This is a genomic window from Methylobacter sp. BBA5.1 (assembly GCF_000746145.1).
Classification (GTDB): domain Bacteria; phylum Pseudomonadota; class Gammaproteobacteria; order Methylococcales; family Methylomonadaceae; genus Methylobacter; species Methylobacter marinus.
This window is the reverse complement of record NZ_JQKS01000006.1, coordinates 161,897-182,841: the sequence shown is the minus strand read 5'-3', so window position 1 is coordinate 182,841 and position 20,945 is coordinate 161,897. Positions and strand designations below refer to the sequence as shown.

Sequence of the window (20,945 nt, the reverse complement as noted above, 5' to 3'; positions counted from 1 at the left end):
TTTAGCTTGATCGCCTGGAAGCCGTGTGTCGAGCGATACGCCTACGCTATCAGGACAATCCCGTGCGCCTGTGGGATAATGCCCCCATTTTTTTCATGGCAATCCAATATCCCATGCAACGCAGACTGACTCGGCAAACCTGGCTCAAGGTTCATCTTTATCTGGCGCTGATCGCCGGGTTCTTCTTCGCCCTGATGGGCCTGACCGGCAGCGTCAGCGTGTACCGTGAGGAGTTGGACGAACTGCTGAATCCGCAGTTGGTCATCGAACAGCCGCCGGGCAAGTACCAGTCGCTGGACCGGATCATGGCCGCGGTGCGGCAGGCGCATCCGGACCGTCACGGCGCCTGGACGCTGGAAATGCCGAGGTCGCCGCACAGCATGGCAACCGCCTGGTACGATAAACCGCAGGAGACGTTTTTCGAGCTTTATGCCCCGCTCATGGTGTCTGTCAATCCCTATACGGCGGAGGTCGTCAGCAGCCGTTTCTGGGGTCGGACCGTGACGACCTGGCTGCTGGATCTGCACACCCGGCTTCGATCCGACCGCTTCGGCGGGAATGCGGTGGGGATTCTGGGGGCGTTGCTGATGATTTCTATCGTCACGGGACTGTATTTATGGTGGCCGGGCACGCGGCAGCTTCGGCAGGCGTTCACGATTCGGCCTGATGCCGGCATGATCCGGCTGGCTTTCGATCTGCATCGCTCTATCGGCTTGCTCAGTGCGGTTGTGCTGCTGGTGCTGTCAGGCACGGGAGTCTTGCTGAGCTATCCCTCGCTGCTGGAATCCCTGGCCGGCGCCTCGGGCATGGCACATGGCGAGACGGGCCGCGATATCCTCAGCACGGCGGTGCCCAACAATCATCCAACCGGTCTGGCGGCGGCGACATTCATGGCTCAGGGGGGCTTCCCCCGTACCGAACTTCGGCGCATTACCACCCCGGTCGGCGATAGCGGCATTTATCGCATCAACTTGCGCCAGCCCGGCGAAATCAATCGGCGCCACCCTTATACCACGGTCTGGGTGGACCGCTGGAGCGGCCAGGTCAAGGACGTGCGCAATCCGAAAGATTTTTCCGCCGGCGAGACGATTGCGACCTGGATATGGCCGTTACACACCGGCGAAGCTTTGAATGATACCGGCCGGTTTATCTGGTTTTTGGCCGGCCAGAGTCTTTTCTTTCTCTATGTCAGCGGTTTGCTGCACTGGTTGTATCGGCGCGGCAGGATCCGCGACAGAAAGATCGATTTTGCCGCATTGCGGCCGATGTTTTACCGGTTGGCCCGGCACAGCTACCGCGTCGGCCTGGCGCTTTGCCGCCATGGTGTCATGCTGGCGCGAAAGGCCCGGCCGCACATTGCGGCAGGACTTGCCTTACTGCTGCGGCAGCTTGAAAGGTGGCGTATGGCGATGGCGAATCAGCAAAAACGCATAGGCAAAAACAGTTAAAGCCCGTCAAATGTATAAATAACCGGATAGATCGGCTACCTGACAAGGTCTATGCCATAGTGCATTTTACAAAACGGCTGACAACGCATGGCGAGACAATGTGGTAAGATGGCCGTCTTGGATTTTTTTACCTTAGTGATATGAGTCATTCATCTAATCCTGCTCAATTGATCGATCGCTTCGGCCGGACAGTTGATTACTTGAGAATTTCCATTACCGATCGCTGTGATTTCCGCTGTGTATACTGCATGGCCGAAGACATGACGTTTTTGCCGCGCGCGCAGGTTCTGACGCTGGAAGAAATTTATACCCTGGCCAGGGCCTTTGTCGAACTGGGCGTGAAAAAAATCCGCGTGACCGGCGGCGAACCGCTGGTTAGAAAAGGCGCGCTGGAGCTGCTGGAAAATATCGGCAAAATCGAAGGTCTGGGTGAGCTGGTCATAACGACGAACGGTTCGCAATTGGCAACAATGGCGGGCGCGCTGAAAAAGGCCGGGGTAAAACGCATCAATGTCAGCCTCGATACGCTCGACGCCGATAAATTCAAGGCCATAACGCGGACAGGCGACCTGCAGCAGGTCCTGAAAGGCATTCAGGCCGCCAGGGAGGCAGGGTTTGAGCGGTTGAAGATCAATGCGGTCATCCTGAAAGGCAGAAATCATCTGGAAGTTCGCGATCTGGTCCGGTTCGCCGTCGATAACGGCATCGATATCAGCTTCATCGAGGAAATGCCGCTGGGCGTCGTCAATCAGCATGACCGCTCGGAAGCTTATTATTCCAGCGATCTGATCAAGGCCGATCTGGCGCGGGAGTTTTCCCTGATCGCATCGACCGAAAAAACCGGCGGGCCTTCGCGCTACTTCAAGGTGGTCGGCAGCCGGACCCGCGTCGGTTTCATTTCCCCGCACAGCGAGAATTTCTGCAGCACCTGCAACCGTGTGCGCCTGACCGTGGAAGGCCGCTTGTTGTTGTGTCTCGGCAATGAGCATTCGGTCGATTTAAAGAAAGTCCTCCGGGCTCACCCCGGCAATACTGACGTGCTGAAACAGGCCATTATCGATGCGATGTCGATCAAGCCCGAAAAGCACGAATTCAATATCCATGAGCAGCCGATTATCCTGCGGCACATGAACGTAACGGGCGGCTAACGGCCCCCATTACGCAGTTTCCTCTTCTTTTCCAAACCATTTCTCTTACCCGAGGTTTTTTCATGTCTTTTGACCAGCTCGGTTTAACCGAGGGACTCCTTAAAGCGGTCGCGGAGCAAGGCTATACGATGCCTACGCCCGTTCAACAGCAGGCCATTCCGTTGATTCTGGAAGGACGCGATGTACTGGCCGGTGCCCAGACCGGCACCGGCAAAACGGCCGGATTCACCCTGCCTTTGCTGCAGCGGTTGACGGCCGATCCGTCGCAAGCGCGAAAACCGCGTCCCGTGCGCGCGCTGATCCTGGCGCCGACGCGCGAACTCGCCGTTCAGGTCCATGAGAGCGTAAAGACCTACGGCAAATATTTGCCGCTTTATGCGGAGGCGATATATGGAGGCGTCAATATCAACGCGCAGATCCGCAATTTGCGTAGAGGCTGCGATATCATCATCGCCACGCCCGGCCGCCTGATCGATCATGTGCTGCAGAAAAACGTCGACTTGTCCAGGGTGGAAATTCTGGTGCTCGATGAGGCCGATCGCATGCTCGATATGGGCTTCATGCCCGATATCCGCAAGATTCTGTCATGGCTGCCTGAAGCGCGTCAGAATCTCCTGTTTTCGGCCACCTATTCGAATGAGATCAAGACGCTGGCCGCATCGGTGCTGCGTGATCCGGTCGAAGTGGAAGTCGCCAGGCAGAACGCCACGGCGGACACGATATCGGAGCGGGTTTACGGCATCAATCGCGAGTACAAGCGGGAATTGCTGTCTTACCTGGTCGGCAGCGGCAACTGGAAGCAGGTTCTGGTTTTTGTGCGGACCAAGCATGGCGCGGACCGGCTGGAGAAACAATTGCAGCAGGACGGTATTCGGGCCGGCGCCCTGCATGGCGATAAAACGCAGGGCGCGCGCAACAAGGTGCTGGAGTATTTTAAAACAGGCAAAATAGCGGTGCTGGTCGCGACCGACATCGCGGCGCGCGGCCTCGATATCGAGCAGTTGCCGCATGTGGTTAACTTTGATTTGCCCCAAGTGGCCGAGGATTACGTGCACCGCATCGGCCGTACCGGACGCGCCGGTTCAAGCGGCGAGGCGTTGTCGCTGGTATGTCCCGAGGAAGCCTATCTGCTGGCGGAAATTGAAAAACTGCTGAAACGCCAGATTCCGCGCGTAGCCGACACCGGGTATGAACCGGTATCGCTGAAAGTCCTCGATATGCCCAAAAAGAGTGCGCCGAATAAAAATACCGGCAAGAAGGATTACCGGCATAAGAAGACTATCGAAAAACGCAGAGCCCGGCCGGGCAAGGATGGACGCAAAAGCCTGAGAAGCGGACGTCGGTGAGTTTCCGGTCGTGCTGTTTTTTGCTGAAATCGCGCTTGGATCTGTCGATCCCGGTTCAATACCCGGCATCAAGGATGCCGGGTATGCATGGTCTGCTTTTTCCTAGAAAACTCCCGAAATAGAGCGCACCAGGCCGTTCGTTAACTCGGGTGCGGCTTCTTCGTAGTCCAGGTTCACTTTATTGGCGGTGCTGACGATTCGGGTGCGGTATTTTTTTCTATCGCTGAGTTCCGAAGATGTCTGTCGTCTTGAGCCGCCGATGCCCTGTTTGGCATCTTGTTGACTATCCTGACGGATAATGACGCCGTCTTTGGCTTTTTCGGCAATTTCAACGTCCGTCACGACCATATACGTCACATCCTTTACGGCGGCATCCGCGACGGTTTCAACCAGGCCGCCAGCCACGATCCCGGCCAAGCCGCCAATGCCGGCGCCGGTCCAGCCATGAGTCGCGCCGCCGATGGCCGAGCCCAGAGCGGCGCCGGTAAACGCTCCGCCGTAGCCTGAGCCTAATGCTGTCTCTGCCGCTGTCGGACTGGCCTTGTCCACGCTCAATATATTGGCTCGTAACCAATAGTAGGCAGTGTCAGGATTATTGGAAACCGTATAGCCTTTTGCCTCAAGGCTGCGTCTGACCGCATTTAAGATGTCGAAATTGGATTTGTCCGAGGTATTGCGGACATCAAGATAAATCACTTTTTTGCCAGGACCGACCGGATCCAGGAAGACCGTGTCGCTCATCTTGGTCTGAACGTCCAGATCCTTTTTGGCAATTGATGTATGCACGGCGGAACACCCGTTTAATAAGCCCAGGAGCGCTACCACCGCAGTAAGTTTGGTAATGGTTCTGCCTTGAATATTTTCCATTTATTTCCCCCCAATTTTTGATATTTTTAAATGACTGTAAAAAATCCGGATCGCGCGGTAATGGACTCGATAAAAATTATTTTTTTTAGATTTTAAAATCCATAGGTTCGAGCGGGCACGGAATAATTGATGGTTAAGTTGATACGGTAAGAAAGCCTCTTAAAGAATAGTATTGTTTTTATTATGTTCTGATTCTATTTTTGAAAATACCGGACAAGGCCGATCGAATTTTAGAAAGGCCAATAACGCCCGTAATAACGGTAGTAATAGCTGCAATCGCGATAGTCGAGCCACGAATATCTTCTTAAATCACGGCAGGTATAGCCTCGCCGCCAATATTTGCTGGGCGTTGACCGGGGCGGCTTGCCCCTTTCCGTGGCATCCTTGATATAAGCTTCCAGTTTTGCATCGTCCTCCACGCTGAAAGGACTGGAAAGCACTTGTTCGTTCAGGCTTTTCTGGATTTCAATCCGGCTTTTTTCCGACACGGCATCCGCCCATGCGTTGCTATAACCCAGCGTATAGCCAAGCAGCAAGGTATATAAAGCCATGTTATGCAGATTTATCATCACTTTCCCCCTTTGTTTACGGTCATTAACCTTGGTTCAGAGCCTTTTGGGATAGAGGACTGATATCAAAGCTCCTGTTAGTCAGGCCAAAACACGCTTTTGGAATCAACCAATGGTGGCCGCGCAAGCTTACAAATAGGTAGTATTGATTGTTATAAGACCGCATGAAAATGGACATGCATGACCTGGTTTAGCTGGCAGGGCCGATTGATTGTAGCTTTCAGGATTTGTTATTTCAATCGGTTTTGGCTTGAAGCTAATGCGCGGTTTAGGATTTGGCTAAAAATGACTTCCTGAAACTGGAATCCTGCATAGGATGGGCTGAGCGCAGCTCGCGAATGGCGCTGTCTATCGTCGGCGTTAAACAGGGAAATTATTGACGCCCCAATCCTTAAATAAGGAGCAATACCGGAATTAACTATTTATAACGAGTGAAAATATTATCTCCGGTTATCATAAATATATACGATCGGTTCTTTCAGGGTTGAACCAGTATCCAGGGCTTGACCACTACGGCCCATACCTGGGCGTCTGCTTCAAGCCAGTCGATGGCCTGCTGATCCGATACCAGGCCCAGTTGGCCGTTTTGCATCCATTGCTCGACCAGGGCTTTATTATCCATCGAAAACTGATAAGCGACTTCAACCAGGTCCAGGTCTGGCGCGACATAGACGGCTGTGCCGCTGGCAAAAAAACGCTGCAGTTCTTTCCAGGCTATTTGTGAGGTTTCCAGGTTGACTTTTTCTCTGATCAGATCAATTTCAGCTTGACTCATTAATAATGTTCTCTTGGTTACGTGTCGGTAATGTGTTTATTGACACATTGAATCCGGTGATTAGAATGTGAGGCTGCTAATATTCAGCAAGATAATTATAACCCACTAGATGAAGGAGACAGGTGCATGTCGTTATTCGGGGCGTTTACCAAGAGAGCGAAACTGAATTCAGCCATTAAACAAACAGCCGAGGCGCGTAAAAGCGAAGCCGGCAAGGCCGATCAATTGTTTAAAAGAGTCTATCAGGGCTATGCCGATGTCGTAAGCGATAATCCCATGCTTGCTGAAGCTTTGTATAATTGGGGCTTTGCGTTATTGCACCACGCAAAACTCAAGTCGGGCGAAGAAGCGGCCGGTATTTATCAGGAGGCCATAGCGAGATTCGCTTTTTGTCTGACCATAGACCCCAATTATCTGGGCGCGGCCATAGACGGCGGCGTGGCTTATATGGATCTGGCTCGGGCTAAAGGCGCCAAGCCCGAGGATCACTTGTATGACATGGCCGAGGAGCAGTTCGAGAAAGCCAATGCCATTCAAGCCGGAGCCGCTTCCTACAATCTGGCCTGTATTTATGCTTTGCGCGGCGATGAAACCGCATGCCTGAATGCATTGGAATATGCCCGGGATAAGGGCATCATACCTGATCCCGAGGCTATTGTTGATGATCCTGATATTGCGGCTGTTAAACAGCAGGGCTGGTTCGTTGAGTTTATAGACGCATTAAAGCGGAAAAAAGAGGCCGTGACCGAAGAAACCGCGGAACTCGAGGCTCAAGAAAAAGTCAACGAAGAGCTTCCGGTTGAAGAAGAGGTTCGTATTGAGGGCGATACGCCTCCGGCCAAGGAAGAAACGCCCGCGGAAGAGGAAGCGCGCAAGGAAGACGCCTCGGATGCCGGGGAAAGCGCTAAATAATTTTCAGCTCCCGCATAAGGCGTGGACGGCAGGCCGGCGCCTTATGTGTTTTCTTTTTATGCCCGCACGGCCGGCGCTTTATTGACCGGTCTGATAACAGGCCGCCAGTAAGGCTTGCATTTTGGCCAGGCCTAAGGCGCGCGTTAGCTCAATATTGCGCTCCGGGATGTTTTCGGGATGCGGGTAGGCGGCCACGGCCCGCTCGATGCTCGCTTCGCGCAGCAGGTGTAGCATCGGATAGGGCGATCGGTTGGTATAATTGGCCGGATCATCCAATGCCGCGCCTTCAAAGCAGTATTCGGGATGGAAGCTTGCCAGCTGGTAAATGCCTTCGTAACCTTGCTCGATCAATAACTGCTCGGCAATGTTCAGATAGTTCAGGTAATCATCGAATGCCGCGAAAGCATCCGGATAAATCAGCAAGGTGGTTTCAATGCCGTCGTCGCTGTCCAGTCGCTCGCATTCCTGTATCAGATGTTCCAGGCAGATCTCAATATCCGTCTGGCGGCTGACGGTGAAATAAATGCTGCCGCGGTCCCATTCGCGTTTTGCAAAAGGGCAGATGTTGTAGCCGATGATGACCGATGTTAACCAGGCTTGCGTTGCGTTGAGGATTTGTGGGTCGGTGAATGTGGACATAAGCGGTGCGGTTGCCGGTAAATCCGGAAAAACCTCTAAAAGAGGGGCTTTCCAGGGAATTGCTGTGCCAGTTCTAATCAAAAGCAAGAGCAATATCAGGAAAAATCGCTATCGATCAGATCATGTTGTCAAACGATAAGCGTTAATGCGTCAATAGGTCCGAATTTCCTTCTAAAGCCCAGGGAGCCGGACAAGAATAAGTAAACAGACGTATTTTTACAAGAGATTAAATAGGTTGTGTTATAAAATAGGCGGTTCAATTTTTTATGCGGCCACAAAATTATTCTTAGATTTTCTGGCGCCACACTTGGAGTATTTTATGCGCATCATCCTTTTAGGAAGTCCCGGTTCAGGGAAAGGAACTCAAGCTCAGTTTATCACTGAAAAATACGGCATTCCGCAGATTTCCACCGGCGATATGCTCAGGGCGGCAGTAAGGATGGGCACGCCGCTGGGCGTGGAAGCCAAAAAAGTCATGGATGCCGGCGGCCTGGTATCCGACGACATCATTCTGGGGTTGATCAAGGAACGCATCGCCCAGCCTGACTGTGCCAACGGTTTCCTGCTGGACGGTTTTCCCCGTACGATCGCCCAGGCAGAGGGCCTGGAGGCCATGGGCGTGACGATCGATACCGTTATTGAAATCGTCGTCGCCGATGAGGAAATCGTCAAGCGCATGGCCGGCCGGCGCGTGCATCTGCCTTCGGGCCGCACCTATCATATCGAATTCAATCCGCCCAAAGTCGATAGTGTCGATGACGTTACCGGCGAAGCCTTGATTCAGCGCGACGACGACAAGGAAGAAACCGTGCGCAAGCGCCTCAGCGTCTATCACGAACAGACCAAACCGCTGGTCGGCTATTATTCCGCCGAAGGCCGTCCGGTCAAGTTCGCATCGATCAGCGGCGTCGGTCCGGTCGAGGAAATCACGGCCAAGGTTTTCGCCATTTTAGGCTGAACAGTCAGAACAATTCACACTTAAATGATTGCCGCCCGAGCGGCCTAACCCTACCAAAGAGCTATGTCAGGTAAAACTTTATATGACAAATTATGGGAAGATCACGTCGTTTATACCGAAGACGACGGCTCTTCGCTGATCTATATCGATCGCCATTTAGTGCACGAGGTCACCTCGCCGCAAGCTTTTGAAGGCCTGCGGCTGGCAGGCAGAAAGCCGTGGCGGCAGTCCCGCAATCTCGCCGTGGCCGATCATAACGTGCCGACAACCGACCGTGATCAAGGCATCGCCGATCCGGTTTCGCGTCTGCAGGTGGACACACTGGATCAAAACTGTGCCGAGTTCGGCATCACCGAATTTGATATGGGCGACGTGCGCCAGGGCATTGTGCATGTGGTCGGTCCCGAGCAAGGCGCGACCTTGCCCGGCATGACCGTGGTCTGCGGCGATTCTCACACCTCCACGCACGGCGCTTCCGGCGCGCTGGCGTTCGGCATCGGCACATCGGAAGTCGAGCATGTGCTGGCCACACAATGCCTGATGCAGAAAAAAGCCAAAAACATGCTGATCAACGTCAACGGTCAAACCGGCCCCGGCGTGACGGCCAAAGACATCGTGCTGGCGATTATCGGCAAAATCGGCACGGCCGGAGGCACCGGCTATACGATCGAATTTGCCGGCAGCGCCATACGCTCCCTGTCGATGGAAGGCCGCATGACGGTCTGCAATATGGCCATAGAAGCCGGCGCCCGTGCCGGTCTGATTGCCGTCGATGAGGTCACGATTGATTACTACCGAGACCGTCCTTATTCGCCCAAGGGCGAGGACTGGTTCATGGCCGAGCGCCTGTGGCAGCGGCTGCATTCCGATGCCGATGCCGTGTTCGACAAAGTGATCGAAGTCGATGCGACGGCTATCAAGCCGCAGGTAACCTGGGGCACATCTCCGGAACTGGTCGTCGCGGTCGACCAGCACATCCCCGACCCGGCGCTGGAAACCGATCCGGTCAAGCAAAAGAGCATGCTCCGGGCGCTTGACTACATGGACCTAAAGGCCGGCCAGGCGATTACCGATATCTGGCTGGACAAGGTCTTTATCGGCTCCTGCACCAATTCGCGCATTGAGGATTTGCGCGCCGCCGCGGCCATCGCCAAGGGCCGGAAAGTGGCCGCCAACATCAAACAGGCGCTGGTAGTGCCGGGTTCGGGGCTGATAAAAAGCCAAGCGGAAGCCGAAGGCCTGGACAAGATCTTTATCGAGGCCGGCTTTGAATGGCGCGATCCGGGCTGTTCCATGTGTCTGGCCATGAACGCCGACCGGCTGGAGCCGGGCGAGCGCTGTGCGTCGACGTCGAACCGCAATTTCGAAGGCCGGCAGGGCTACGGCGGCCGCACGCATCTGGTCAGCCCCGCCATGGCCGCGGCCGCAGCGGTTGCCGGCCATTTTGTCGATATCAGCACCTGGGAGGGTCAGTGATATGAAAGCCTTTACTAAAGTTACGGCTTTGGTCGCACCGTTGGATCGAGCCAATGTCGATACCGATGCGATTATTCCGAAGCAGTTTTTAAAATCGATACGCCGTGCCGGTTTCGGCCCGTATCTGTTCGACGAGTGGCGTTATCTGGATCATGGCGAGCCGGATATGGACTGCTCGGATCGGCCGCTCAATCCGGATTTCGTCCTGAACAAACCTGAATACCAGGGGGCCGAGATTTTGCTGACGCGCGAGAATTTCGGTTGCGGCTCTTCGCGCGAACACGCACCCTGGGCGCTGGAGGATTACGGCTTCAGAGCCATCATCGCGCCCAGCTTCGCCGATATTTTTTATAACAACTGTTTTAAAAACGGCTTGTTGCCGATCGCCCTGCCGGCCGACGTGGTCGACAGCCTGTTCAAGGAATTGACGGAGGGCTATCAATTGACCATTGATCTGGCCCTGCAAAAAATCACCACGCCCTCCGGCCGGGAAATTGGTTTCGATGTCGATGAAAACCGCAAATACCGCCTGCTGAATGGGCTCGATGACATCGGCCTGACGTTGCAGCATGCCGATGAGATTAAAGCTTACGAGGCCGCGCGCGCGAAACGGGCGCCCTGGCTGTTCGCTGATTAATTATCAATATTAAAAGAAAAAGGTTTTAGATTTAATGACAAAAAAAATTGCAGTGTTGCCCGGCGACGGTATCGGTCCTGAGATCGTCGCGGAAGCGATTAAAGTGCTGGACTGCCTGAACGCCGAAATGAATCTGGGTCTGGTTTTTGAAAACGGTCTGATCGGCGGCGCCGCCTATGATGTGCACGGCACGCCTTTTCCGCAGCAGACTATCGACCTGGTCAAACAGGCTGATGCCGTGCTGCTGGGCGCGGTCGGCGGACCGAAATGGGAATCGCTGGATATCTCGGTACGCCCCGAAAAAGGCCTGCTGGGCTTGCGCTCTGAGCTGGAGCTGTTCTCGAACCTGCGGCCGGCCATTCTGTACCCGCAGCTGGCTGATGCCTCTACCCTGAAGCCGGACGTCGTGGCTGGCCTCGATATCATGATCGTGCGCGAGCTGACCGGCGGCATTTATTTCGGTCAGCCGCGCGGTATCCGGGTTCTGGAGAACGGCGAGCGCCAAGGCTTCAACACGCTGGTCTACAGCGAATCGGAAATCCGGCGCATAGCTCATTCCGCGTTCCGGATTGCACAGAAAAGAAACCGCCGTCTGTGCTCGGTCGACAAGGCCAACGTGCTCGAATGCACCGAATTATGGCGCGAAGTCGTGACCGAGGTCGGCAAGCAATACCCGGACGTCGAACTCAGCCATATGTATGTCGATAATGCGGCCATGCAGCTGGTGCGTGCGCCCAAGCAGTTCGACGTGATGGTGACGACCAACATGTTCGGCGACATCCTGTCCGATGCGGCCTCCATGCTGACCGGTTCCATCGGCATGTTGCCATCCGCATCGCTCGATGCGAACGGTAAAGGCATGTACGAGCCGATTCACGGTTCGGCGCCTGACATTGCCGGCAAGGGCATTGCCAATCCGTTGGCGACTATCCTGTCGGCAGCGATGATGTTGCGTTACACCTTCAATCAGGCCGAAGCGGCCGACCGTATCGAAAAAGCGGTCAATGCGGCGCTGGATGCCAAGGTGCGTACCGCCGATATTTACTCCGAGGGTATGCAAAAAATCGGCACGGCGCAGATGGGCGATGCCGTGGTTTCAGCTTTAAAATCGGAGGTCTAAATGAGCAAACTTTATAACGTTGCAGTCGTGGGCGCGACCGGTGCGGTCGGCGAGGCGATGCTGGCCATCCTGGAAGAGCGTAATTTTCCGGTCGGCGAGGTCTATGCCCTGGCGAGCAGCAATTCAGTCGGCAAGCGGATTCCCTTCAAGGGCGGCACTTTGAAAGTGCAGGATCTGGCCGAATTTGATTTCTCGAAGGCGCAGATCGGCCTGTTTTCGCCCGGCGCTTCGGTTTCGGCCATCTATGCGCCGAAAGCGGCCGCCGCGGGCTGCATCGTGATCGATAACACTTCGCAGTTCCGTTACGACGACGATATTCCGCTGGTCGTGCCCGAAGTCAACCCTGAAAAGATCGCCGAGTACAAGAATCACGGCATCATCGCCAATCCGAATTGCTCGACAATCCAGATGCTGGTGGCTTTAAAGCCGATTTATGACGCGGCCGGCATCGACCGGATCAACGTCTGCACGTATCAGGCCGTCTCCGGCACCGGCAAGGACGCGATTGAGGAACTGGCCCGGCAGACCGCGCAACTGCTGAACGGCAAGCCTGCGGAAGCCAGCGTGTACCCGAAACAGATCGCCTTCAATGTGTTGCCGCAAATCGATGTTTTCCAGGACAACGGCTATACCAAGGAAGAGATGAAAATGGTCTGGGAAACCCGCAAGATCCTCGGCGACGATAGCATCAAGGTTAACGCCACGGCGGTAAGGGTGCCGGTTTTTTACGGCCATTCAGAAGCCGTGCATGTTGAAACGCGCAAAAAAATCGACGTCGCGGCAGTCAAGGCGCTACTCGAAAAAGCTCCCGGCATCAGGGTGATCGATGAGCGCAAGGATGGCAGCTATCCTACCGCGGTTACCGAGTCATCAGGCCACGATGAAGTGTTTGTCGGGCGCATCCGGGAAGACATTTCACATCCTCAGGGAATCGATCTATGGGTCGTCGGCGATAATGTTCGCAAAGGCGCCGCATTAAATAGCGTGCAAATAGCCGAAGTGCTGGTAAAAAATCACATCTAGACTAAGCTTATCTGTGATTTAACTGTTCACGGTAAGAGACTGTGGTAAATATTTGTGGAGGAGGCAACGTGCGCAATTTAACAAGAACTTTAGCGGTTGTATCGTTACTGGCACCTGCTAGTGCTTATCCGTTAGGGATTGGCGATATTAAATTGCACTCGGCCCTTAATCAGAACCTGAATGCCGAGATTCCTTTGGTTGTTTCGGCAGGTGAGAATGTTGCCGATATCAAGGTCAGCCTGGCGCCGCCTGACAAATTTGATGAGGCGGGAGTACCGTGGTCGTATTTCCTGTCGAAAATCAAGTTTGAGCCGGTTGTCGGGCATAACGGTTCGGTGGTCATCAAGCTCAGCTCAAGAGAGGCATTAAAAGAGCCGGTCCTGGATCTGCTGCTTGAAGTGAGCTGGCCTAAAGGCAATCTATACCGTGAATTTACCGTTCTGGTGGATCCTCCCGCCACTTATAGCCAAGCCACGCTTCCTGTTCCGGTCAGCATTGAAAGCCATGTGCCGGAGCAGGATTCCATGCCGCAACGTCAACCGGCGCCTACTCCGCAGACAAGGCCTCAGCCTGTCGCGGGTGCGAATAAAGGCTATGTTGTTGTCAAGAAGAATGACTCGCTCTGGCAGGTTGCCCAGCGCGTGAACAGCGATTCTGACGTGTCCATGGAACAGATGATGATGGCGCTCTATCAGCAAAATCCTGGCGCATTCTATAAACAGAATGTGAATGCCTTGATGGCGGGAAAGAAACTGAAAATTCCGGAAAAAGAGGCCGTTCTAAAATTACCCAAGAAGGAAGCGCTGGCTGAATTTAACCGGCAAACTGAAGACTGGAAAAAGTCTGCCGTCAAGCCTGCCGCCGAAAAACCGGCGCCAGTCGAGAAGCTCGCAGCTGTCGACAAACCGGCGCTAGTCGAGAAGCCCGCTGCGGCCGATAAACCGGCGCCAGTCGAGAAGCCCGCTGCGGTCGACAAGCCCGCTGCGGTCGACAAGCCGGCGCCTGCCGAGAAGCCCGCGGCTGTCGAGAAGCCAGCACCTGTCGAGAAGCCGGCTCCCATCGGTGCTGAAACCGCCAGGCAAGAGCCGGTCGACAATCATTTAAAACTGATTGCGCCGACTGAGGCTACAGTGACGGAAAATGTAGCCGTAGCGACAAAGAGTGATCAGGCCACAGCTGAAAAGCCCAAGGCTGACGCACAGCAAATGAACGCCGAAGCCGCGACCGGAGACGCAAGTTCGGACAGCGCAGCATTGACGGATGCGGCTTTGCAAAAGAAATTGGCGGAACTCGAGCATCAGCTGGCCGCGATGCAAAGGTTGCTCGCTCTCAAAGATGAACAGCTGACCGCTTTACAGCATCATGCGGAGACTGCTGCCGCGCCGCCGCCGGCCGCCGTCGAGAAAGCCAAGCCAGCGGCAAGAGCGCCGGAACCGGCATCCGATAATTTGTATTATCTGGGAGTTGGCGGCGCGGGTATCGGCGTTTTATCCCTGCTGGGCTGGTTATGGTGGCGGAAACGCAAGGTTGATCGTGAAACCAATGCCGACAGCATGTTCGCCTCCTCCAGTTGGAAGCAGAAAGCCGAGGCAAACGAAAGTCTTTCCATGCCGATCGTTGAGGAGAATGCGTCTTATAATGTCGGCACAGTCGGTGAAAGTTCTTTCTTGAGTGAATTTACGCCTAGCGATTTTGGTGCGTTCGACACGGAGCAGAGTGAAATCGATCCGATTTCCGAAGCCGATGTCTACCTGGCGTATGGCCGCTATCAACAGGCGGAAGAGCTTATGCGGCACGCCATCAATGATCAGCCGGATCGTGATGAATGCAAGTTGAAACTGCTGGAAATTTTCTACGCTAACGAAAATAAGCAAGCCTTTGAGAGTTACGCAGGCGAGTTAGCCGCCGAAGGTAAAAAAGATGAGCCGGATTTCTGGGCCAAAGTCATCGAGATGGGCAGCGAAATCTGCCCGGATTCGGCGCTGTTTTCTTCCCAGATTGCGGCGCATGAGAGTGCGGCCGCCAAATCAAACAGTCCTGCCGATTTAAACGATGAGTCAAATATTGGCGCCGGTGACACGGACGATGCCAATGAGATGGATTTCGACATGTCCGCCTTTGAAACCCCGTCGGATTTTGATGCCTCATCAGGTCAGGATACTATCGAGCCGGAAGATAACGGACTGGATTTTGAAAAGGCGGCTATTGAAGCGCCATCAGATCAGGAGACAGTCGATCAGGAAGAGAATGTGCTGGATTTCGAAAAGGCCATTTACGAAGCGCCGTCAGATCAGGCGCCCCTCGAGCCGGAAGAGAGTGCGCTGGATTTTGATGTGGACGTCTTTGAAGCATCGTCAGACCTTGAGCAAGCCGAGTCAAAGGATGCCGAACCGGATCTTGATTTGACCGCTTTTGAAGCTGAAGTCGATGATGACAAGAATAATGGCAGCCTTGATTTTGATCTAAACCTGTTGGCGGAAGATTCAACCGAAGATGAGTCGACCCTCGAGAGTGCCGATGACGGAAGCGAACAGGACATCGAAACCTATGATTTCGGTTTGAATGAAACTGAAACAGAAGCAAAAGCAAAAGAAATCGGTGAGTTTGATTTAAGTACTTTGGAAGATACCGCTGATGATTTTGATTTTTCTGATAACACTTCATCGGGTTTGAATAGCGGTCTCGATAAGGATGCCTTTGACGGTGATTTTGAGTTTAATTTTGATCTGGATATGGCAACTGCCGCTTCGGAAGATCAGGATGCCGAGGACGGTATTGCCGATCTGACCGATATGGACGAATGGGAAACGAAACTGGATCTGGCGAAAGCTTATATTGATATGGGTGATGCCGAAGCAGCCAAGGATATTGCTGATGAGGTGTACGAAAAAGGCTCATCGGAGCAAAGAAAGATGGCCATGGAGCTGCTTGAAGATTTGAAATAAGTAGCGGCTCAGAATAATAAAAAAGTCCGTTCAGTGTAGCGGTTCGCATTTGAAAGCGGCTTGCCCTGATCAGTTCCGGGTGTGGTGTCAGGTTTGTTGAAGTGGTTCAGCGCTCGATATAGGGTGGCGGACGTATGCAATCGCCCGGGCTTATTAATGAGCATGCAATAAATCAGGGAATTGCAGGTGCCCGAGAGGGCATTCGCACTTTGCGGATACCAACGGAAGGCGCTTCGTCTATAGCGCCTTCCGTTGACAGACAAGTCCATACCTGCAACGGAAAATCAACCGCACACTTGATGACGTTATTTTATTTTCCGGCCCTTCCAATATGAATAAATCGCTGGATAAACAATAAGCACCATAAGCAATGTTGAGATAATTCCACCTACCATCGGTGCGGCGATCCGTTTCATTACATCCGCGCCGCTTCCAGTACTCCACAGAATCGGAGTCAGGCCTATCAATGTCGTCATTCCGGTCATCAGTTTCGGGCGTATGCGACGTGCAGCGCCTTCAACAATCGCTTCAGTGAGGTCCTGACGGGACTGCAAGCGGTTTTCCGCGCTATGCTGCCGATAGCTCAAGTCCAGATAGAGCAGCATTAAAACACCCATTTCGGCAGCAAGACCGGCAAGCGCAATCATGCCGACCCAGACCGCGATGCTTAGATTGTATTCAAGCAAATGCAGAAGCCATACGGCGCCTATGAGTGAAAACGGAATGCTCAGTAGAATAATTAAGGTTTCACCGATTGAGCCGTGGTTAAGAAACAGCATCAGAAACACAAGCGCCAGCGTTAAAGGAACCAGTACCTTGAGTTTGGCCTCGACCCGCTCAAAGTATTTGAACTGTCCAGCCCATTCTAGCCTGACGCCTTGCGGGATAGCGGCCTTTTCATGGACTACCTGTCGCGCCAGATTCACATAATCGGCGACGCCGATGTCCTTGACGTCCAGCAGCACAAAGGAGACCATAAAACCGTCTTCATTGCGCAGCATGGGCGGTCCGGTGATAAATTCAAGCGTGGCCAACTGGCTGATGGGGATTTGCATGCCGTCGGGTGTCGGCACTAATATCCGGCTCAAGGCTTCAGGGTTGTCGCGAAAGTCGCGGGCATAACGTAAATTAAGGGCATAACGTTCACGTCCCTCGATGGTTTGAGACACCGTCAGTCCACCGACGGCAATGCTGATGACTTCCTCCACGTCGTCTACGGTCAGGCCATAGCGGGCGATTTTGTCCCTGTCTATCGTGAAATCGAGATAGTAACCGCCGGTCAGGCGTTCGGCAAAGGCGCTACGGGTAAAGGGGCGGGTGCGTGCATCATCCTGAAGTGCATGTTCGATGCGCAGGGCGGCAGACTCAATCGTGGCCAGGTCATCGCCGAAAACCTTAATGCCGAGGCTCGCGCGAATGCCGGTTGCCAGCATCTCGATACGGGTCTGGATGGGCATCCACCAGATATTGGGCATGCCGGGATAGCGCATTGTGTCGTCCATTTCGGTAATCAGGTCATCCCAAGTCATGCCCTTGCGCCATTGATCCATCGGTTTCAGGGTAATGACGGTTTCCACCATCGACAAGGGCGCCGAATCGGTGGGACTGGTGGAACGGCCAATCTTGCCGAACACCCGTTCCACTTCCGGAAAAGACTTAAGTCGCTTATCCATGGACTGGATGATTTTTGCCGCTTCGGTGATGGACATTCCCGGCAGCGCTGTGGGCATATACAAAATACTGCCTTCGTTGAGCGGCGGCATAAACTCATTACCCAGTTTAAAAAAAACCGGAACGGTCAGGAGCAGGGACAGTACCGAAATCCCGATTACCCCTAAACGAAAACGTAGCGCCAAGCGGACTACCGGACTATATAACTCAATCATAATCCGGGTGAGCCTGCTTTTATCGCAACGTATTTTACCTCGAATCAATAGCACGGCCAGAGCAGGAATCAGGGTAATGGCCAGTACGGCGGCAAACCCCATGGAATAGGTTTTGGTGAATGCCAGGGGTTTGAAGAGTCTGCCTTCCGCGCCTTCCAGTGCGAATACCGGCAGAAAGGAGACGGTAATAATCAGCAAGGCGAAGAAGATGCTCGGCCCCACTTCCTGCATGGCCTGAATAATCACAGCACGACTGTCAGGGATGGCGGCCGAGGCTGCCCCCGACCGTTCTAGAAGCTTGCTCTCTCCATGGCGGTCAGACGTGTCGCAATCGGTACGGAACCGATGCGACCGGTGACCGGCAGCGGCGTTATCGTCCCCGCTTTCCAGTCGTTTGTGGATGTTCTCGATAAGGGTGATGGCCGCATCGACCATAGCGCCGATAGCGATGGCAATGCCGCCCAGTGACATGATATTGGCGGTCATATGCTGCATTGACATAGGAATAAAAGCCATCAGGATGGCGATGGGCAAGGTTAGAATGGCGACCAGGGACGAGCGAAAATGCAATAAAAACGCCATGATGACCAATGAGACGACGATCATCTCTTCAATCAGGGTATTCTTGAGTGTTGAGATCGCCCGTTCGATCAAATCCGAACGATCGTACGCAGTAACAATCTCAACCCCATGCGGCAAAGATTCTTTAATCTCAGCAAGACGTTGTTTGACCCGTTCGATGACATTGAACGCATCTTCGCCGTAGCGCATGATGACAATGCCGCCCACCGTTTCGCCTTCACCGTCCAGCTCTGCCAAGCCTCGCCGCAATGCCGGGCCAAGGCTGACGTTGGCTACATTGCCGACCGTGACGGGAACGCCTGACTTGTTTACGCCCAGAGCGATGCGCTTGATGTCGGCAACGGTGTGGATATAACCGCGTCCGCGTATCATATGTTCATGCCCCGCAATTTCCAATACCCGTCCTCCGACATCGGTATTGGAACGGCGAATGGCCTGCGCGACCTGGTTTATAGCTATGCCATAATTGGCTAATTTGCCGGGATCCACAGTGACCTGGTATTCCTTCTCAAAGCCGCCTATGGAGGCGACTTCCGCCACGCCTTCAACCGATTCCAGCCAATAACGCAGTTTAAAGTCCTGCAGACTACGAAGCTGCGCAAGGTCATTATGGCCGGATTTATCCACCAGCGCATATTCAAATACCCAACCTACGCCGGTGGCATCCGGCCCCAACGTCGGCCGCACGGCTTCGGGCAGTTTGGCCGCCGCGGCATTAAGGTATTCAACCACCCGCGAACGCGCCCAATAGATGTCTGTTCCTTCTTCAAAAATGACATAAACAAAACTCAGCCCCATAAAGCTTTGACCGCGCACAAACTGGACTTTGGGCGCGGCCAGCAGCGTGGTGGTGAGCGGATAAGTAATCTGATCCTCGACCAGGTCAGGGCTCCGCCCGGGCCAGTCCGTGTAGATAATGACCTGGACATCGGACAGATCAGGGATAGCGTCCAACGGCGTGTTGATTAAGGCCCGGTAACCCCAAATGGCACAGATTGCGACCACTAGCAGGGTGACGAACGCATTGCGTGCGCAGTAGGCAATCACGCGTTGAATAGGGCCGGCGCAGACCGTGTTATGTTCGTTCACCATTGTTCTAGCCCCGATCTGAGCTTGCTTTCCGAGGCAATCAGGAAATTACCGGAAGTGATAATCACGTCTCCGGACGTCAAACCGTCAAGCACTTCGATAAAGTCATCGTTTCTCAGTCCTGTCTTGATTTTTTTGGCTTGCAAGCGCCCGTTACCCTGGTCCAGAAAGACAATACGGCTTTCGCCTGTGTAAATAACGGCCTGTTCCGGCACGACCAGACGCTCCCCCAGATCAACCCGTAGATTCAATCGGGCATAACGGTCGGGACGTAGCACGCCGTCTGGATTGGGCAATTCCACGTGCACACGCGCCGCGCGGGTCTTATTGTCCACAGTCGGATCGATAAAGGTGATTTTGCCGGGCAACGGGTAATCCGGCGCATCTTCCAGCACGACCTGGGCCGCCATGCCCATCTTGACCCAGGGCAGTTCGGATTCATAGACCTGACCTTCCACCCAGACCGTGGACAAGTCGGCAATACGCAGCAGCGTTGAACGCGCCTTGAAGGCCGTGCCGGACACAATGTGCTTTTCGATGACGGAGCCGCTGGCCGGCGACCGAATGGGTACGTACTCCGCCGCCTTTCCGCGTCGCTCCAGAGCCTGGATCTGAGCGGCATCAATGCCCCAAAGGGTCAGCCGGCGATAGGCCGCGGCTGTAAGGCTGCCTGGACCGGTACGGTTGCGCCGCATGCTGTCCAGGTACTCATCCTGGGTCGAGACCAGTTCCGGGCTGTAAACGGTGAATAGCGTTTGCCCTGTAGTGACCGGCTTACCCACATAATCCGCGTTAAGCTGGCCAATCCAGCCATCAAATTTGAGGCTGATGTCGGTAAGACGGGTTTCGTCATAGGTGATCCGGGCGGGAGAGTGGATCGTTTTAATGAGCTTCCGGTACATCGCCTTGCCGGTGGTGACGCCGATCAACTGGCGACGGTAAGCATCCACAGTGAATGTTGCGGGTTGCAGGGATGTGCCGGTGGCTTTACCGTTTTGCTTCGGCGCAATTTCGCCGGGCGTTGCGGACGTCAAAGACACGCCTTTCCGGCCTGTGCTCATATCGAAAGTAAGCCGTGCTTGCCCCTTGGTGCCGGAAATTACTGTCAACGTCAATGGCCAAGCGCCATCCATCGGCAGTTCGAATCGGCCCTGATAAAGCCCCGGTTTCATGTTTTCAATTTCGATGGGTATGGCCATGGCGGCCATGGCGCCCATGGCCGGCATTTCAGCGACCGCCAGAATGGCGGCATCGGCAACTGGCCGGTTATTATCGTCATGGACAATAAGGGTTATCTGGTTATTGCCGATTCTGGGTTTTTCAGGATCTAGCGCCACCTGTACCTTAAAAGGCCCGGCCGGATGAATCACGTCTCGTTCCAGCGCCTCCGAACGGGAACTCAGGCCGGTGTGGGCTCCCGCGTCCGTGCTTGGGAACCCGATAAAATAAATCAGTCCAATACCGGACAAGGCAATCAGGCTGATCACAAGCGCTAACAAGCGGATTTTATTGACTGGTATCATGA

The 20,945-nt window shown here is 54.1% G+C and carries 16 protein-coding genes; 10 read left to right on the top strand and 6 right to left on the bottom strand.

Translation table 11 applies throughout. The annotated features are described in order from the left end of the window. The first annotated feature begins 23 nt into the window (after positions 1 to 23). The 3 genes from EK22_RS05900 to EK22_RS05890 all read left to right on the top strand — a co-directional run bounded on the left by EK22_RS05900 (position 24) and on the right by EK22_RS05890 (position 3,942). Positions 24 to 1,448: a PepSY-associated TM helix domain-containing protein gene (locus EK22_RS05900; RefSeq protein ID WP_235209227.1), complete on the top strand. Its 1,425-nt coding sequence runs from the start codon at positions 24 to 26 to the stop codon at positions 1,446 to 1,448. A gap of 140 nt (positions 1,449 to 1,588) precedes the next feature. Then, complete coding sequence (gene moaA / locus EK22_RS05895) at positions 1,589 to 2,596, top strand: GTP 3',8-cyclase MoaA (RefSeq protein ID WP_027147046.1); 1,008 nt, start codon at positions 1,589 to 1,591, stop codon at positions 2,594 to 2,596. A 62-nt stretch (positions 2,597 to 2,658) separates the two neighbouring features. Beyond that, positions 2,659 to 3,942, top strand: a complete 1,284-nt coding sequence (locus EK22_RS05890) for a DEAD/DEAH box helicase (protein WP_020157932.1) — start codon at positions 2,659 to 2,661, stop codon at positions 3,940 to 3,942. Positions 3,943 to 4,044: 102 nt separating this feature from the next. On the opposite strand, the gene EK22_RS05885 is transcribed toward EK22_RS05890, so the two are convergent. The 3 genes from EK22_RS05885 to EK22_RS05875 all read right to left on the bottom strand — a co-directional run bounded on the left by EK22_RS05885 (position 4,045) and on the right by EK22_RS05875 (position 6,153). After that, entirely contained in the window at positions 4,045 to 4,809 is a 765-nt protein-coding gene (locus EK22_RS05885; protein WP_020157931.1) for a complement resistance protein TraT, read from the bottom strand. A gap of 230 nt (positions 4,810 to 5,039) precedes the next feature. Further along, positions 5,040 to 5,378: a hypothetical protein gene (locus EK22_RS05880; protein ID WP_020157930.1), complete on the bottom strand. Its 339-nt coding sequence runs from the start codon at positions 5,376 to 5,378 to the stop codon at positions 5,040 to 5,042. Between the two features lie 478 nt (positions 5,379 to 5,856). Further along, positions 5,857 to 6,153, bottom strand: coding sequence for a DUF2288 domain-containing protein (locus EK22_RS05875; protein ID WP_036248903.1), 297 nt, complete (start codon positions 6,151 to 6,153; stop codon positions 5,857 to 5,859). A 126-nt stretch (positions 6,154 to 6,279) separates the two neighbouring features. On the opposite strand from EK22_RS05875, the gene EK22_RS05870 reads away from it, so the two are divergent. Further along, a complete protein-coding gene (locus EK22_RS05870; protein ID WP_036248902.1) occupies positions 6,280 to 7,065 on the top strand; it encodes a Tom20 family protein in 786 nt (261 codons plus the stop codon). 78 nt (positions 7,066 to 7,143) lie between these two features. Here EK22_RS05870 and EK22_RS05865 read toward each other — a convergent pair whose 3' ends face one another. Continuing rightward, positions 7,144 to 7,704 carry a DUF1415 domain-containing protein gene (locus EK22_RS05865; protein WP_020157927.1) on the bottom strand — a complete coding sequence of 187 codons (561 nt, stop codon included), beginning with the start codon at positions 7,702 to 7,704 and terminating at the stop codon, positions 7,144 to 7,146. 319 nt (positions 7,705 to 8,023) lie between these two features. Here EK22_RS05865 and adk point away from each other — a divergent pair, with 319 nt between their 5' ends. The 6 genes from adk to EK22_RS05835 all read left to right on the top strand — a co-directional run bounded on the left by adk (position 8,024) and on the right by EK22_RS05835 (position 15,863). Next, a complete protein-coding gene (gene adk, locus EK22_RS05860) occupies positions 8,024 to 8,662 on the top strand; it encodes an adenylate kinase (protein WP_027147044.1) in 639 nt (212 codons plus the stop codon). A 63-nt stretch (positions 8,663 to 8,725) separates the two neighbouring features. After that, positions 8,726 to 10,138 (top strand): 3-isopropylmalate dehydratase large subunit, encoded by a 1,413-nt coding sequence (leuC, locus tag EK22_RS05855; RefSeq protein WP_020157925.1) that lies wholly within the window; start codon positions 8,726 to 8,728, stop codon positions 10,136 to 10,138. Between the two features lies 1 nt (position 10,139). Beyond that, the gene (leuD, locus tag EK22_RS05850; RefSeq protein ID WP_020157924.1) at positions 10,140 to 10,775 is read left to right on the top strand and encodes a 3-isopropylmalate dehydratase small subunit; all 636 of its coding nucleotides are present in this window, start codon (positions 10,140 to 10,142) and stop codon (positions 10,773 to 10,775) included. A gap of 34 nt (positions 10,776 to 10,809) precedes the next feature. Next, positions 10,810 to 11,895, top strand: coding sequence for a 3-isopropylmalate dehydrogenase (gene leuB / locus EK22_RS05845; protein WP_020157923.1), 1,086 nt, complete (start codon positions 10,810 to 10,812; stop codon positions 11,893 to 11,895). After that, positions 11,896 to 12,918, top strand: coding sequence for an aspartate-semialdehyde dehydrogenase (locus EK22_RS05840; protein ID WP_020157922.1), 1,023 nt, complete (start codon positions 11,896 to 11,898; stop codon positions 12,916 to 12,918). Positions 12,919 to 12,986: 68 nt separating this feature from the next. Further along, the gene (locus tag EK22_RS05835; protein WP_235209226.1) at positions 12,987 to 15,863 is read left to right on the top strand and encodes a motility hub landmark protein FimV; all 2,877 of its coding nucleotides are present in this window, start codon (positions 12,987 to 12,989) and stop codon (positions 15,861 to 15,863) included. Positions 15,864 to 16,168: 305 nt separating this feature from the next. Here EK22_RS05835 and EK22_RS05830 read toward each other — a convergent pair whose 3' ends face one another. Both EK22_RS05830 and EK22_RS05825 read right to left on the bottom strand, forming a co-directional pair. After that, a complete protein-coding gene (locus tag EK22_RS05830; RefSeq protein WP_051961703.1) occupies positions 16,169 to 19,423 on the bottom strand; it encodes an efflux RND transporter permease subunit in 3,255 nt (1,084 codons plus the stop codon). Continuing rightward, positions 19,417 to 20,943 carry an efflux RND transporter periplasmic adaptor subunit gene (locus EK22_RS05825; RefSeq protein ID WP_036248895.1) on the bottom strand — a complete coding sequence of 509 codons (1,527 nt, stop codon included), beginning with the start codon at positions 20,941 to 20,943 and terminating at the stop codon, positions 19,417 to 19,419. The genes EK22_RS05830 and EK22_RS05825 overlap by 7 nt, the downstream gene beginning before the upstream one ends. Positions 20,944 to 20,945 lie beyond the last annotated feature (2 nt).

Bases quoted from the DNA above. Each gene is read 5' to 3' on its own strand.
- moaA (WP_027147046.1), top strand. From the start codon at position 1,589: ATGAGTCATTCATCTAATCCTGCTCAATTGATCGATCGCTTCGGCCGG.
- EK22_RS05825 (WP_036248895.1), bottom strand. From the start codon at position 20,943: ATGATACCAGTCAATAAAATCCGCTTGTTAGCGCTTGTGATCAGCCTG.
- EK22_RS05885 (WP_020157931.1), bottom strand. From the start codon at position 4,809: ATGGAAAATATTCAAGGCAGAACCATTACCAAACTTACTGCGGTGGTA.
- EK22_RS05890 (WP_020157932.1), top strand. From the start codon at position 2,659: ATGTCTTTTGACCAGCTCGGTTTAACCGAGGGACTCCTTAAAGCGGTC.
- EK22_RS05830 (WP_051961703.1), bottom strand. From the start codon at position 19,423: ATGGTGAACGAACATAACACGGTCTGCGCCGGCCCTATTCAACGCGTG.
- leuD (WP_020157924.1), top strand. From the start codon at position 10,140: ATGAAAGCCTTTACTAAAGTTACGGCTTTGGTCGCACCGTTGGATCGA.
- EK22_RS05840 (WP_020157922.1), top strand. From the start codon at position 11,896: ATGAGCAAACTTTATAACGTTGCAGTCGTGGGCGCGACCGGTGCGGTC.
- leuC (WP_020157925.1), top strand. From the start codon at position 8,726: ATGTCAGGTAAAACTTTATATGACAAATTATGGGAAGATCACGTCGTT.
- EK22_RS05865 (WP_020157927.1), bottom strand. From the start codon at position 7,704: ATGTCCACATTCACCGACCCACAAATCCTCAACGCAACGCAAGCCTGG.
- EK22_RS05880 (WP_020157930.1), bottom strand. From the start codon at position 5,378: ATGATAAATCTGCATAACATGGCTTTATATACCTTGCTGCTTGGCTAT.
- EK22_RS05870 (WP_036248902.1), top strand. From the start codon at position 6,280: ATGTCGTTATTCGGGGCGTTTACCAAGAGAGCGAAACTGAATTCAGCC.
- leuB (WP_020157923.1), top strand. From the start codon at position 10,810: ATGACAAAAAAAATTGCAGTGTTGCCCGGCGACGGTATCGGTCCTGAG.
- EK22_RS05875 (WP_036248903.1), bottom strand. From the start codon at position 6,153: ATGAGTCAAGCTGAAATTGATCTGATCAGAGAAAAAGTCAACCTGGAA.
- adk (WP_027147044.1), top strand. From the start codon at position 8,024: ATGCGCATCATCCTTTTAGGAAGTCCCGGTTCAGGGAAAGGAACTCAA.